Source organism: Actinomycetes bacterium (assembly GCA_022599915.1).
GTDB lineage: Bacteria > Actinomycetota > Actinomycetes > S36-B12.
On record JAHZLH010000065.1, the window covers coordinates 34648 to 49378 of the forward strand.

Annotated in this window: 13 protein-coding genes; 4 read left to right on the top strand and 9 right to left on the bottom strand. The window is 61.1% G+C overall.

Going from position 1 to position 14731, the window contains the following annotated elements; translation table 11 throughout:
* Positions 1 to 56: 56 nt before the first annotated feature.
* Together K0U62_10450 and K0U62_10455 are read right to left on the bottom strand one after the other, a co-directional pair.
* Complete coding sequence (locus K0U62_10450; protein ID MCH9801930.1) at positions 57 to 1424, bottom strand: aspartate aminotransferase family protein; 1368 nt, start codon at positions 1422 to 1424, stop codon at positions 57 to 59.
* A gap of 60 nt (positions 1425 to 1484) precedes the next feature.
* Complete coding sequence (locus K0U62_10455) at positions 1485 to 3173, bottom strand: hypothetical protein (protein MCH9801931.1); 1689 nt, start codon at positions 3171 to 3173, stop codon at positions 1485 to 1487.
* A 254-nt stretch (positions 3174 to 3427) separates the two neighbouring features.
* Between K0U62_10455 and K0U62_10460 the strand changes: the two genes are divergently transcribed.
* Genes K0U62_10460 through K0U62_10470 form a run of 3 tightly spaced genes read left to right on the top strand, consistent with a single transcriptional unit; the run spans position 3428 to position 5380 of the window.
* Positions 3428 to 4621, top strand: coding sequence for an alkane 1-monooxygenase (locus K0U62_10460; protein ID MCH9801932.1), 1194 nt, complete (start codon positions 3428 to 3430; stop codon positions 4619 to 4621).
* Positions 4618 to 4806, top strand: coding sequence for a rubredoxin (locus K0U62_10465; GenBank protein MCH9801933.1), 189 nt, complete (start codon positions 4618 to 4620; stop codon positions 4804 to 4806). Before K0U62_10460 ends, K0U62_10465 begins: the two co-directional genes overlap by 4 nt.
* A 7-nt stretch (positions 4807 to 4813) precedes the next feature.
* A complete protein-coding gene (locus K0U62_10470; GenBank protein MCH9801934.1) occupies positions 4814 to 5380 on the top strand; it encodes a TetR family transcriptional regulator in 567 nt (188 codons plus the stop codon).
* 39 nt (positions 5381 to 5419) lie between these two features.
* Here K0U62_10470 and K0U62_10475 read toward each other — a convergent pair whose 3' ends face one another.
* The 5 genes from K0U62_10475 to K0U62_10495 form a co-directional block, all read right to left on the bottom strand.
* Entirely contained in the window at positions 5420 to 6775 is a 1356-nt protein-coding gene (locus K0U62_10475; protein ID MCH9801935.1) for a HAMP domain-containing histidine kinase, read from the bottom strand.
* On the bottom strand, positions 6772 to 7446 hold the full coding sequence (locus K0U62_10480) for a response regulator transcription factor (protein ID MCH9801936.1): 675 nt from the start codon (positions 7444 to 7446) through the stop codon (positions 6772 to 6774). Before K0U62_10480 ends, K0U62_10475 begins: the two co-directional genes overlap by 4 nt.
* Before the next feature lie 70 nt (positions 7447 to 7516).
* Positions 7517 to 8617 (bottom strand): hypothetical protein, encoded by a 1101-nt coding sequence (locus tag K0U62_10485; protein MCH9801937.1) that lies wholly within the window; start codon positions 8615 to 8617, stop codon positions 7517 to 7519.
* Positions 8618 to 8725: 108 nt separating this feature from the next.
* On the bottom strand, positions 8726 to 10528 hold the full coding sequence (locus K0U62_10490; protein ID MCH9801938.1) for a hypothetical protein: 1803 nt from the start codon (positions 10526 to 10528) through the stop codon (positions 8726 to 8728).
* Positions 10529 to 10884: 356 nt separating this feature from the next.
* A complete protein-coding gene (locus tag K0U62_10495) occupies positions 10885 to 11325 on the bottom strand; it encodes a hypothetical protein (protein MCH9801939.1) in 441 nt (146 codons plus the stop codon).
* 241 nt (positions 11326 to 11566) lie between these two features.
* Here K0U62_10495 and K0U62_10500 point away from each other — a divergent pair, with 241 nt between their 5' ends.
* Positions 11567 to 12901 carry a glycerophosphodiester phosphodiesterase family protein gene (locus K0U62_10500; GenBank protein ID MCH9801940.1) on the top strand — a complete coding sequence of 445 codons (1335 nt, stop codon included), beginning with the start codon at positions 11567 to 11569 and terminating at the stop codon, positions 12899 to 12901.
* Positions 12902 to 12975: 74 nt separating this feature from the next.
* On the opposite strand, the gene K0U62_10505 is transcribed toward K0U62_10500, so the two are convergent.
* Both K0U62_10505 and K0U62_10510 read right to left on the bottom strand, forming a co-directional pair.
* Positions 12976 to 13383 (bottom strand): hypothetical protein, encoded by a 408-nt coding sequence (locus K0U62_10505; GenBank protein MCH9801941.1) that lies wholly within the window; start codon positions 13381 to 13383, stop codon positions 12976 to 12978.
* Complete coding sequence (locus tag K0U62_10510) at positions 13380 to 14666, bottom strand: LLM class flavin-dependent oxidoreductase (protein MCH9801942.1); 1287 nt, start codon at positions 14664 to 14666, stop codon at positions 13380 to 13382. The genes K0U62_10505 and K0U62_10510 overlap by 4 nt, the downstream gene beginning before the upstream one ends.
* Positions 14667 to 14731 lie beyond the last annotated feature (65 nt).

Consider the following 14731-nt stretch of genomic DNA (forward strand, 5'->3'; position numbering starts at 1 on the left):
TCCCAGCGGATCGTCTGGGGAGGGCGATTGCTGCCCGACGGGGCAGGAGTCCTCGGTCAGGAACCGGTGTAGTACTTGTCGACGTCGCCGAACGCCTCGTCCAAGATGGCGAGCCCCTCTGATGCCTCTGCTTCGGTGACGACACACGGCGGAACCACATGTAGCCGGTTGAAGTTGGCGAATGGCAGCAAGCCACGCGACATGCAGCCTTTGGTGAGTGCCCCCATCGCTTCGCTGGTGCCGCCATAGGGGGCCAACGGTTCGCGGGTGCTCCGATCGGTCACCAGATCGAGCGCCCAGAACACCCCTAGCCCGCGGACCTCACCAATGACGGGATGCTTGTCCGCCAGCTCGGCCAGACCGGGACCGAGAACGTCATTGCCGATGGCAGCGGCGTTCTCGATGATCTTCTCTTCACGCATCGCGGTGATCGCTGCCAGCGATGATGCGCACGCCAGCGGGTGACCGCTGTAGGTGAGTCCACCGGGGAACACCCGTTCATCGAAGGTGGCGGCGATGTCGTCGCTAATGATCACACCACCGAGTGGGACGTAGCCGCTGTTGGAACCCTTCGCAAAAACAATCAGGTCGGGGGAGACGCCCCAGTGATCAATCGCCAACCAGGCTCCGGTGCGGCCAAAGCCAGCCATCACTTCGTCGGCGATGTAGATAATCCCGTACTTGTCGCATAAGTCCCGAACGCCTTGCAGGTAGCCGGGCGGTGGAATCAGCACGCCGGCAGTGCCCACGACGGATTCGATCATCACTGCGGCGACCGTCTTCGGGCCTTCGAACTGAATGACTTGCTCCAGATGGTCCAGGGCTCGCTGACATTCCTCTTCCTCAGTCTGGGCCCAAAACGACGAGCGATAGAGGTAGGGGCCAAAGAAGTGCACGTGACCGAACGAGAACTCGTTGGGCCAGCGGCGGGGGTCACCGGTGGCGTTGATGGCGGCACCGGTATTGCCGTGGTAACTGCGGTAGAAACTCAAGACCTTGTGTCGGCCGGTGTGAATCCGGGCCATCCGCACCGCATTCTCGGCAGCATCAGCGCCACCGTTGGTGAAGAAGACTTTGTTCAGCCCAGCTGGTGCTAGTTCCGTGATCGCCTTGGCGGTGCGGCCACGTACTAGCGAGGCGTGCTGCGGTGCCAGCGTCGCCTGCACGGCGGCCTGCTCCTGGATTGCCTGGATGACGGCAGGGTGTTGATGACCGATGTTGGTATTCACCAACTGGCTGGAGAAATCCAGGTACGAGGTGTCGTCGAAGTCCCATACTCGGGATCCTTCACCCCCGGCGAGGACGAGGGGTTTCAGGGCGCCTTGAGCGCTCCACGAATGAAAGACGTGTGAGCGATCGAGGTCGAAGGCTTCCGAATTGCTGCCTTCCGCCCGGGCATTTCCGTTGATTCCGCCATCAGTCATGCAGAAAGCCTATCTGTTCCGCAGAACCTGAGGGAACAGCAGCGGCGGGGTAATCGTGGGTCAGCGAACCCGCCAACCTCGTTGCCAGCGGTACTTGCCTGCGTCGGTCTTCACCACAACTTTCACGACAACCCGGCGATTGCCGCCAAGCGCCTTAACCGCTAGTCGGGTGTCATTCTTCTTCACCTTGGTCTGGTTGCGCTGTTGTCCCTTGACCTTGTGGCGGATCTTTACCTGTCCGTCGCTGGCGACCTGCCACACCAGTCGCTGCCACTTGCCCGCCGTGACGGCCTTGCGCTTGCTGCGGGCCCGCAGGCTGAGGGTCTCGTTATCGGGAAGGCCGGGACCGAGCTCCGCGGGCCGCGCTGGCTTACCGCCGCTGGCGTCGCCAGCGCCAGGTGCGCCACTGGTGGGGCTACCGTCGCCCGGGCCGCTGCTGCCGGGGCCCTCACTACCAGGATCTTCACCAACGGGATCTCCGCCACCAGGGCTACCGCCACCAGGATCCTCGCCGCTAGGCGGCTGAAGATCGGCGCGGCAGCCGCTGTCTGGCTGAATGGTGACCTGTAGTGCAGCGGCATCGTCGAAACGGACCAGCGGGTTGGGTTTGCCGTTGTTGCCGAAGTGGTCGCTGAACGGCATGCCGTAGATCGTGCTGTTGGCGTTGATCACTGATCCGTAGACATTCCAGGCGGTGAAGTTTTCCCCACCCGGTCGGGCTGCGGCGAAGGCCGTCGGCGGCGGATCGGCGGCGTAGGTGGCTGAGTCGTTGCCGTGGACGCCGCCCCAGTAGCCGTAGGAAAGTCCCGCGACCAGATCCCGGTAGATAGCGGCGTAGACGTCGTTTTGGCCGACGTTGGCGGGGCTGCCGCCCACCGTGTACGGGCCATTTTGGCTGTATCCGGCCTTGGCCAACTCAGTGCCGGAGGTGAACAGTGTCTGGTTGGCGCCGTCACCAGCGGTCCCAGTGAGTGTGATCGAGCCGTCGCCGGCGAAGGTCCCGGTGTAGTCGTAGGCCGGGGCACCTTCGGTGCCGTAGTAGCGACCCTGAATCCGGATCGTCTCGCCAGCAAGGGATTGCACGTAGTCGATCAGATCGGGGTAGGGGCCGGGGCGAGTCGCCGGGGCCACGATCCGTGCGAATCCGCCGTCGGTGGTTTGCCGCTCAGCACTCGCCGGTACGCCAGCTGCCGCCAGTTGTTGCCGAATCACGTCAGTGAAGCAGTCCAAGCCGCGGAAGCGCCCGGGAATCATGGTGCCGCCGTTGTCCACCGCGACCAGATCCAGTGGTATGCCGAACATCGCCACCGCCGACAGATTCCCAATCCCGACCGCCGGTGTGGTTTCTGGTGTGTAGGTCAGTTCGACAACGTCGAACCGTGTTGTAGATGTATCAGGGCTGGGTTCCGGGACGGCTGTCACCGGATTGTCGAAGGACAACCAGACCCGACCAGCGACCGCTCGATCGAGCCGGAAGTGCCGATGCCCGCGTGAGGAGAGTGGTAAGTCGGTGAGTCGAATAGGCCTAGCGTCCGAAATATCCGCAGAACCATTAGCGGCAGTGAACATGACGTACACGTCGCTGTCGGGTTGGCCGCTGTTATTGCGGATTTCGATGTCGATCCCGGTGGCGGTTGTTTGCGCTGCCCAAGCTGGTGAACTCAGTAGGGCGAAGACAACGGCCGCCGCTATCCCCAACACTGCGATGGCCTGATGAAGTGTCGTTGTGCGGTGCGCCAGTTGTGCCACGGCTTCACTCTCACCTCGTTGCTCGGTATATCCGAAGTCTTCGGCGTGCCCGTTGCTGGCTTTAATCGCGCATTCGAGTGAAGGGTCGTGGCGGGTCTGGCTTTGCAGGTGTTCTGCGCGCTCACCTATGAGCGCTAATGGTGCAGTGAAAGTTTTTTCGCAGCGGTATTGCTACCTAAGTTTACAGAAACTAGCATTGTGTAAAGTTTGGAGGCGCGGGCGGGGGGCTCGCCGACTCCGGCGAAGGAGGAAACATGGCACAGGCGGCGCCCGATACTGAGCTAGCGACCGAGCAGTGGACAGACAGGAAGCGGTACCTCTGGCTGTTCGGCCTGCTGATCCCAACCTTCCCATTCATGGGTGGCGGGTTGGCGGCCCTGACTGGCTGGGATGTTTTCTGGTACATCGGCCCAGTTCTCATTCTGATTGTGATTCCGTTGATCGATCTGGGATCTGGCTTGGATCGCGCTAATCCGCCGGATGACCTGATCAAGTCCCTGGAAGAGGACAAGTACTACCGCTGGGTGACCTACCTCTACCTGCCGTTGCAATATGTCGCACTGGTGTGGGCCTGCTGGCTGTGGTCGGGGGACTCGCTGTCGCTGTTCGCCGAAATCGGCCTGGCTCTGACGGTGGGCACCGTGGCCGGCGTGGGCATTAACACCGCACACGAGCTGGGTCACAAGCGCGAGAAGGTGGAGCGTTGGCTGGCCAAGATCGCATTGGCACAGTCCTTCTACGGGCATTTCTACATTGAGCACAATCGTGGCCATCACGTGAAGGTTGCGACACCCGAAGATCCGGCTAGTGCCCGGTTGGGCGAGAATTTGTACGCCTTCCTGCCGCGCACCATCGGCGGTAGCGTCCGTAGCGCTTGGCGGCTGGAGCAGCCCCGGTTCAAGCGTCGTAATGAGTCGCACTGGTCGATTCACAATGACGTGTTGAACGCCTGGCTGATGTCGCTGGTGCTGTGGGTAGCACTAGTCGCCGTTTTCGGGATCAGGATCCTGCCGTTCCTGGTGCTGCAAGCGCTGGTGGGAATCGTCTTGTTGGAGACCGTCAACTACCTAGAGCACTACGGGCTGCTGCGGCAGCGCGAGAAAACCGGTCGCTGGGAGCGAGTGATTCCGGCTCATAGTTGGAACAGCAACAACATCGCTACCAACGTTTTGCTCTATCACTTGCAGCGGCACAGTGACCACCACGCCAACCCTACGCGGCGCTACCAGGCGTTGCGGGACGACCAAGAAGCCCCGGTATTACCCACCGGCTACGCGGGCATGATCGTGTTGGCGTTGTTCCCGCCGATTTGGCGTCGGGTGATGGATCAGCGCGTCACAGATCATTACCAAGGTGATGTGACCAAGGCGAACATTCAGCCGTCCAAGCGCGAGAAGGTGCTAGCAACCTACGGTGTGCCGCAGGATGTGCCACCCTTGTCGGCATGAGCCGGTTTCAGTGCGATACCTGTGATTACATCTATGACGAAACCGTCGGTAACGACCACGAGGGTTTCCCAGCCGGAACCAAGTGGGAAGACGTCCCCGACGACTGGCCGTGTCCCGACTGCGGAGTCCGAGACAAGGTTGACTTCATCGCCCTCGACGCGGAAGTCGAGGAGCCGAAAGACTGACCTAGCATTGCGCCATTCGCTACGAGATCGCGTTCTCGATGCTGCTGTTGCGGAGGTTGCCGCCGCCGGATGGTCAGGCGTCACCATGGTTGCGGTGGGGGAACGGGCCGGAGTTTCTCGGCAATCGGTCTACAACGAGTTCGGCTCCCGATCGGGGTTGGCTGAAGTGCTCATTCAGCGGGAAACCGGCATCTTTTTGGCGGCCGTGGCGCAGGCATTCACGGAAGCGTCTAATTCAGTGGTGGGGGTAGTGGCGGCCACCCAAGCAGTTCTGGAACTAGGTGAAGAGAATGTGCTGCTGAAGGCGGCTGTCTCGTTCGAGCCCGACACCGGCAGTGAACTCTTGCCGCTATTGACCTCGCAGTCGCAGCCCATCATCGACGCTGCAACGGTATTAGTTGCTGGCTGGTTGGGCTCGCAAGCGGAACGACTTTCATCGGCTGCGGCTGACCCCAATTTTACTGCTGGCATCATCGTTCGGTTGGTACTCAGTTTTTTGATTCGCCCCGACGGCACGCCAGCTGAGATGGCTGATGCGGTAGGCACCGTGGCCGCCGGAATGCTTCGGCAGTAGTGACTGTGGACGTCGGTTCCTGCTACTGATCGGGGAACTTCACTTGGCAGCTGGGAACTTCACGTGGAAGACCGTGCCACCGCCTTCGCGGTCGGTGAGCCACAATTCAGCACCATGCGCCGCCGTCACATCCCGCACGATCGACAGTCCCAATCCGGAGCCAGGAACCCCGCGTGACTCCACTGGTCGATAGAACCGGTCGAAGATTTGTTCGCGATCTGCTGCGGGAACGCCAGGACCCCGATCAGCAACGCTGAGTTCACGATCGTGAACGTGAATATCGATCGCTGCGTCACTGTCGTCGAACTTGATCGCATTGTCGACCAGATTCCACACCGCACGCTCCAAAGCTGCCGCATCCGCCAACACGGTGGTGTCATCGGCATCGATGTTGATTCGCCGCCCAGTACGACGATTGGCGCGGGCTGCTACTCGTTCCACCACATCCGCCAGTACGATCAACTGGTGCTCGGCGCTGCTGCTGACTCCGGCGGCCGCTTCCAAAAGTTCAGTCACCAAAGTCGCCAGTTCTGCCGACTCGCCCTGTAGGTCGGCGACGACCCGTTGCTGGACTTCGGGATTGAGTTCGGTAAATCGCTTGAGCAGGGCGACGTTGGTGCGAATCGAGGTCAATGGCGTCCGCAGTTCGTGACCGGCATCCTGCACGAGCCGCTGTTGCTCCGCCTGAGATCGAGCTAATCGGGCCAGCATGGTGTTGAAGGCATTTGCCAGTTGACCTACCTCATCCGTGCCGGCCCCGGGAACCGTCACGTCCAGTCGACCCGTTTCACTCACCTGCACTGCTGCTGTGGTGAGCGTTTCTAGTCGACCGGCGATCCTGCGGGCCAACAGCCAGCCGATCAGCGCTGCCACCAAGGACAGTGCAATGGCCAGCCCGGTCATGATGAGCGCCAGTGAACGCAGCACGGCAGCCTGCTCGCTCCCGTCTCGGCCGACCATCAGGGCCGCTTGACCGTTGCCATTCGTAGTGGTGACGATTCGGTAGGGGACACCATCGATGTCTTGGGTGCGGGCGATATAGATCGAGCGTGGTTCGCTTGCCAACTCGACGTCGACCGGAGTGGGCGCGAGCGATGGATCGCCGCGTAGCGGTAAGTAGGTGCCGTCACTATCAACTTTCGTTACCAACAAGCTCCGATCCTGGGGCGGTAACCTTTCGCCACCTGGTCGACCTGGTCTGTCACGACCAGATCCCGGCAGCAGCTCACCCTCTCGCGGGCCACCGAGAATTCGTTGTCCCGCAGCTAGCAATGCCTCGTCGACTTCGGACGTGATGCGGGAGGCCACCGCAAAGTACCCCAGTGCGCCCATCAGCAACGCCACCACGGCAGCCAGTGCCGCAAAGGTAATTGCTAGTCGGGCCCGCAGTGTCATGACGCCCGCAAGCTGTAGCCGACGCCGCGGACTGAGCGGATGAGTTCGTCTCCCGGTGCGGAAAGTTTGCGTCGCAGATAGCCCACGTAGACCGCGAGGTTCTTGGATTCCGATCCGAAGTCGTAGCCCCAAATCCGCTCATAGATCGTCGAACGTTCCAGTACGATGCCGGCGTTGCGCATGAGCAGTTCCAGCAAGTCAAACTCTGTTTTGGACAGTTCGATTTCAGTGGCGCCCTGCCAGACCCGGCGAGAGTTGGGCGATAGCCGCAACTCACCGACGCGAAGGTCCGCGGAATCGTTGCTGGCGGTGGAGCGTCGCAACAGCGCACGCAGGCGAGCCAGTACTTCGTCTAAGTCGTAGGGCTTGGTGACGTAGTCGTCGGCGCCAGCGTCTAGTCCCGCTACTCGATCGGCAGTCTCGACCCGGGCGGTGAGCATCAGAATCGGAATTCTGTCGCCCTCGGCCCGCAGCAGTTGGCAGACGCCCAATCCATCGATACCTGGCATCATCACGTCGAGCACCATGATGTCCACCGGGTCGGTCCGGTAGGACGCGAGTGCTGATACCCCATCGGTCGCGGTCACGACCTCATACCCCTCAAGTTGCAGTGCGGCGGCCAGCGAATCTCGGATCGCTCGGTCATCGTCTGCGAGTAGCACTCGGTTCATAGTGTCAGTCTTTCAAAGCAGCAGGGGCACCGGTGGGATTACCGGTGCCCCAGAGTTCAATCACTGCTTACTAGGCGGTTGTCGTCTGCTCTGCTGAGTCTTCAGAGTCGGGAGATCCACCAGGACCACCGGGGCCACCTGGACCACCAAATCCTCCGGGCCCACCCGGACCGCGGTGGTGCCGACCCTCACCTCGCTCCGGGAGTTCCTCGGTGTCGAGGACCTTGAACTGCTTATTCAGCTTCACCAGCACACCGCCGTCATCAGTACGGACGATCACGTAATAGCGGTTCCCCTTCTGGACCGCGCGCATAGCAGTCCCATCAACCGCTGCCGTTGCCGCCGACTCAGCTTTCCGCTCGGTATTGCCGGTGAGTGGCTTGCCTGGTCCACGCTTCGCCTTCATGATCTTCTGCACAGCAAACTCGCTATCCAATAAGACGACTCGTTTCTTGCCCGACTGCATTTTCACAAAGACTGCATAGCCACCATCGGTTTTGCTGAACACCTGCTTCGGCTCGCCGTTCGGCAGCGCTTCTTGTGCAGCGGCTTTGGCCTGCTCCGCGGCTTCACCGGTGACCGGCTCGCCCTTGGGCCCCCTGCGGTCAGGCAGATCCTTGACCTCTTCCACCGCGTAGTTCTCATCCAGCAACACCACGACTCGGTTACCGTCGTCATTGGTCATCCCCACCGCGTAGCCGCCATCCGGTCGGGCAAAGACGTGGTGAGCGGTGCCCCCCGATACTTCGGCTTCTGCGGCCGCGGTGGCCTGTTCGGCGGCTTCACCGGTCACCGGCTCGCCCTTGGGGCCGTGGCCGCGACGATCGCCCAACTCCTTGACCTCTTCTGGTTCGAAGTTGTCCGTCAGCAACACGACGACGCGTTGGCCGTCGGCGTTGGTCATACCCACGGCGTAGCCGCCGTCGGGTCGGGCGAAGACGTGGTGAGCAGTACCCCCCGGCACCGCGTCTGTCGCGGCAGTCTTGGCTTGTTCGGCGGTTTCACCGGTGACCGGTTCACCCTTGGGTCCGTGCGGTCCTCGGTGCTGTCGCTCCGACTGCGCACTCTGGCTACCGTCCTGCGCGTTGGCCAGGCCAATCCCGCCCATCGCCGCTGCCGTGAGGGCAATAGCACCAGCGCCGACGCCCAAGGCTGCAATCTTGTTATTCATCTCGATTCCTCCAGGTTTCCCTTTGGTTGTCGAGTTCACTGTTCACCCGCTGATTCAGAGAGCGTCGTGATCAGGGTAAGGGTCAGGAAAGAATCCAGACTTTCTCGATCAGCCGTTTGCAGGTCGCTTCGGAATCCCAGGGGCGGGCAGATTGTCATAGACCCGATTCAATCGAGGCGATCCCAGCCCGGTGGCTAGGTCGTAGCCCTTGCCAGCCTCACAGCAGCCTTGATCGTAAAGATCGTTGTTTCCTTGGGTGATGTCGCGGATGCTGTCAGATCCCGACCCCAGTGAGTACAGCAGCGGTGAGACTAGCCCTAGCGGTGGTCGGCCCTTGCGTTGCTCATTGCCCGCCATCGTGGCGACCGCGGCAGCCAAGAAGGGCGTGGCGGCACTGGTGCCACCAACCGGTTGGACAACAAGTTGTGAGTTGATTGCGGTCCACAGCGGCCAGCCGGGGGAAAGGCCAGCGTGGAGTGCCACGTCGGGAAGGCTGCGGGTTTTACCCGGGATTCCGGCTTTCTTCTGCCACCACGGCTTGTTCACCACCAGAGACTTGCCACCGCCACCGCTGAGGTTTGCCGGGCCGAGCGGTGGTTGTAGCCCGGAGTCGTTCCACGCCCACTCCTTCTTCAGGGTGTTGTTCTTGCGTACCGTGAGTTGGCTACCCCCGACGGCGGTAATGCCCTGGGTCGCGGCTGGTAGATTTACCGAAAGTTGCGGGTCACCTTCGCCCGTGTCCTGGTCGACGCAATCGCTGGAGCCGCTATCTCCGGCTGCGGCGAAGACCGATACGCCGGCCAGGGACAGCCGAGTCGCTACCGATGCGGTGATCTCGAAGCCGGGGAGCCAACCCAAGTCCTGGGCGGCACTCAGTTCACACATACCGTAGGAGGAGGTAACGGCATCGGGCAGCTCGCCACCGTCAAAGGCGCTGGCGTAGAGCAGGAAAGAACGTGGGTCCACATTGACGGTCTGTACGACATCGACGGAACTCCCCTTGGGCAGCATCGCCTGGGCGACTTGGACATCGAGGTCACCCTCGGCTCCCTCAGGTATCTCCCCCTCGATACCGGGCAGAGTTGATCGAGTGAACCGGATGCTCGGCAGGTCGAAGCATTTGCGTGACGCCAGTAGCGCCTCATCGGAGAATCCTTCCCCTTGCGCGATAACCAAGAGGCGGGTTTCCCGCCCTACTTTTCGACCCGAGGGTATGTCGTCCAAGCCGTAGGCGGTTCGCAGTTGGTTGTAGGAGTAGGTGTAAGTGCTGGTCTGCTCGCCGATCTCACTCAGGCAGCCTTCGGGTGTCCCGCGATTCTTGCCAGTGAATGATTCCGGGCTTTGCGACTGTTGGCTGATCGGAGTAGGTTCGTAGGCGGCTTGGACATCGATGCCCGACCATTCCGTGATCAACGGTGCGATCCGATCCGGCGGCGTCAGAACGTAGGCGAACTCTGCCGCGCCACCGGGCAACGCAACGTTTTGAACCTCAACCTCGGCTCCGGTCCAGGCGGATAGCTGCTCCGCTGTGCCGGAGATACCGGCGAACACGCCGGTGCGATCCATCCGAAGTCGCAGCCCAAAGCTCTCGACGTCGTCGCGGAGTGCCTGAATCGTGTCTGGCTGCGCGCCGTATTGCTTGCGGATCTTTTTTCGGCTGGGGAAGTTCCGGTAGCTCTCGGAGTTCGGATTCGACACCTTGCGCAGGGCCTTGTTGGCGGCGCGTTCGTTACGGGCCAGTCCGACGTGGAAGGTGATGTCGTCGCTAGCGGTCGCGCGGAGTTCCGCCTCGGTTGCGTTGCGGTCTTCGGCGGTGGCGCCGGTGGCGCCCGAGATCAGCAACGCGGCGGCTACGAGGGCGAGCAGTGGTCCCCTTGCGGAACCGGAGCGTATGGCACTGAGGCGGATCATTCGAGTCCCTTCTACGAGCGAACATCTCTGTGCCTCTGAACCTAGCAGTGGACACCAGTCGACAGGCGCACAGTGGTGTTGTGGTTGCGGCTCATGCCGATCTGGTTGGACTAGTGGCGAAGGGCCGATCGCTCTCGAGGTGTTGCGGGAAGCCAAGCGGTAGACATGACGGCTCCGGAGGAGTGCCCGCTGAACAATCGGTGGCGGCTACGCCGTGAACCAAGGGATGCGCTACGTCGTGCAGTAACTCCTCAGTTCAGTCATTTCAGTGCAGTAATCGACGACAACAAAAAGCCCGGAGCCGGTCGCCCTCGCAAGAGAGCGCCCGCCCCGGGCTTGTCAGCGACTAGTGCCGATCAGCAACCGAGCTGGCTATTGATCGCATCGAGGTCTGACTCCAAAGTGTCCTGAGCCGTGGCCACTTGCGAAGCAGCTTCAGCCAAAGACAGATCCTGGTCATCCGAGATCGACTTGAGGGTGTCCTGGTACTTGTCGACGGCAGTGGTTACCTGCTGGGCAACGGCCTCGTTGCGCTCACCGAGAGCGTCCTTGAGCGACATCCACCCTTCGGCGATGGTGTTGGCGGTGTCCTGCGCCTGGCCGATGGTGACCTGTCCTTCGCCACTTGCGGCACTCTCGGCGCCACTGATGGCCGAATCGACCGTGGTGTTGAAGCCGGCTAGCGATTCACAGACCTGAGCATTGGCATCAGCAGTCTGCTCCTCTTCCGACGAGCTGCACGCGGTGAAGGTGAGAGCGGCCGCGAAAGCGACTGCTCCGATTGCGAACTTACGCATGAAATTCCTTTCGATGTTGTCGCGTCATCCTAGCGAGCGCAAGCAACCTGCCAGGTCGGACCCGATGAATCTCCGTGTGAAGCCCAGCGGACGAGCGGCGGCTAACTTCTGCTGCGGAGGTCCAGCGTAAGCGTCGGCCAGCAATCTTTTCGTTGCGCTGCTAACCGGTAGTTCCGGGTGACATAGTGGCGGCAGTGCTCCCGTCAGCCAGGCGGCGTGCGCTGTGGAGAAGGAGAACCCTATGCAAAAACGACTGCTCGCTTTGGTCGCTGCCGGTGGGCTAGGGCTGTCCGCCCTCGTCGCCGGCGGCGGTGCAACCGCCAGCGAATCGAGTGGCTCCGATGCTGGACCCGCCCTGTCGGCCAACATCGTCGAATGTCCCCGACTGATGGCCCATCGTGGTGGCGACGAAACACCGCCTAACACCAACGAGAACTCCATGGCCGCATTCGAGCGAGCCGCAGACATCGGCGTGTGGGGTATTGAAACCGACGTCTGGTTCACCAAGGACATGTATCCGGTGTTGATGCACGATGACACATTGGATCGCACTACGAACGCGCCCGCCGGTACCAAAGTTGGGGATATTACCTACGAGCAGTTAAAGCAGTACCGGTTGAACAACGGCGAAATGATTCCCACACTGAACCAATATCTGGACCTACTCAAGGAACGGGATATCTGGGGTTTTGTGGAGTACAAGGATGCGGATGATCCGACCAAGTACCAGGCCTACCTGACTGCGCTGCAAGATTCGGAGGCGAAGGTTTATGCGGCTGGCTTCTCGAAGGAACTGCTGAACTGGGTGCATCAGCAAGACCCCACGATGGATCTCATGTGGTTCGGCGAGTTGGACAAGCAGATTGGCTTCGTGCCGATGCCGATCAAACTGAACGAAGTGCCAGGGCAGCCCAAGGGTAATCCCGGTTTCTACAACATTTGGGTGCAGCGCTCCGATGTCACCGCAGCGACTCAGAAGGGTATGCGAGTCAATACCTGGTACAACACGTTGACCGGTGGCGATAACCCCACCGCCGCTGGCGAGTTCGATACGTCGGGAACTGGACTAACGCCTGAGGTGGAGAACATCATCGACTCGGTCTCTGAAAACCGGGGGATGCGTGGCCACGGCTGGGAGTACATGGCTCAGATCGGCACCTACTGGGTGACCACCGACTGGCCAGACTGGTACCGCGCCTGGGCGCAATCCCAGGAGGGCTCGGAAAATCCCTACTGCGTACCGCCAGCTCCGAAGGAGTCGATGGTGGAATGCGCCGAGGTGCCCAAGGCCAAGAAGATGAGGGTGGGCAAGACCTACACCATCGTGGAAAAGGGCTGCGAGAGCAGCGCCGGCAAGCCGGTGGCCCTCAAGGTCAACAAGAAGGCCGTCAAGAAAGACCGAGTCAAGGTTAAAGGCAAGCAGGACAACAAGATCAAGATCAAGGACATCGGGAAAGTCAAGATCAAGGTCAAGGCCGCCAAGTTGACCAACAGCTACAGCGGCAACGGCCTCGACGAGACCTGGACGGTCTACGACAAGTACCTGATGGAGAAGAATCGCAAGATCAAGAAGTAACGGCAACGCCGGGCGGAAACGCGCGGTTGCCCTATTGGTAGGTCCGCAGCCTTCGGGTTGCGGACCTACTTGCGTTAGCGTGCGGAATCGACGTCTTGTGTCCAGGTCTCATGGCTGACTGCGCCAGTGCAACTGGCACACGGGCAGCAACACGCGAGGCCGGACGCGTCCAGCCCCAACTGATCGTCAGCCGCCAGCACCTCCTCCGGCGCCTGCGGGATCGGAAATCGGTGAATCGCTTTCATGCCCCGGCCCACCGAATGCCAGTCGCCTGGGGAAGCCCCTGGGTCCTCGAAAAACTCCACCTCATATCGCTCGGGAAACATCAGCCCTTCGGCGTGCAGGATCGGGGTGGGGTCGGCGAGGAGTTGTTGCTTGAAGTCGCCGTCAATCCAGGCGCGGGCGATCAGTCGAGAAATGACCGACTCCCATTCGTCCCGGTACTCACTGAATTCATCGGTGGCGCTGCTCTCGGCCGTCACGGTGACACCGCCGCGCTGCGATCGGTCGCGGTTCGCAGCACCGGTGGTTCTGGGGCCTCCAGGCCGAACTCCGGCATCACCTTGGTGGCGAACAACTCCAGTTGTTCCAAAGTCTCACCGAGCGGCATAACTGCGTAGGGGAGATGCCACACCAGGTACTCGAACGGCACGGTGTTGAGTTGCTGCTCCAGGTTCCGCTTGACGTCGTCAACCGTCCCGCCGATGAGCAGCCCCACTTTCGTCAGCCGCTGCAATACCGACTCACCTGGTGCCGGGATCGGACCTTCTTCATCGGGGTACTTAAAGCCCTGCAAGTGGCCGAAGGCGCCGTACCAATCCCGCCAGGCAAGCACCTCGTAGCGCTCCATGGCTTCTTGCGCGGCGATCGCGGACTTGTGGATGCTGAATCCGCGCAACAGGCCCATATTCTGGCCGATCTCGAAATCAAAGCCCGCCTTTCCCGCCTCGTAGCGGTAGAGATCGGCGTACCACTTGGCCAGCATTACTGGCGCGAACATGGTGATCGGAATGAGACCCTGTGAGCCGGCCCAACGAACCGTGCTGGGGCTGACCGAAAATGGCTGGAACATCGGCGGATGTGGGTCTTGCAGTGGTGTCGGTACCACGGAAACACCTGTCAGCGTGCCGTCGTCGTCGACCTCGCCGGGCACCCCGTACTTCCGGGTCAGCGTATCGGCGGGCGGCCAATCGGGAATCCCCTCGTCGAAAGGGAAAGGGACTTCGTAGTGGCGGCTACGGTACTGCAGCAAGTCCTTTTCCCAGGCCAGCTTCATGATCCGGTAGTGCTCGAAGTACAACTCCTTGTTGCGCTCTTCGGCTGCCTCATCATTGCGATCCGAAGCCCCTACATTGAGGCGCTGACCCAAGACATTCATCCAGCGCTTCTGATAGCCGCGGGCAATACCCACGAACAACCGCCCGCCGATCATGTGGTCGATCATTGCGATCTTTTCCGCCAGCCGAATCGGATCCCTACTGGGTAAGACATAACCCAGTTGGCCGTGGCGCAGCCGTTGGGTGGCTTGGCCAAGAAAGAGGTTCCACAGGCCTGGATCTGGCGACATTTCCATCCCCTCGGAATGGAAATGGTGTTCGACGTGGGACAGTCCCCAATAGCCGAGTTCGTCCATGGCGACGGCAATATCGCGCATGCCGTGCATGACGTCTTGGAACACCTGCGGATCACGACCGATGGGGCGATGCTCGCGCATCTGCTCGTAGTCACCCATGGAAGGGTAAATCTGCACGATTACCTTGGGCATGCGGACTCGCCTCACTTTGTCTGTCGCAACTTGTCCAGCCTAGTCAGCAACGGCGCTTTTGCACG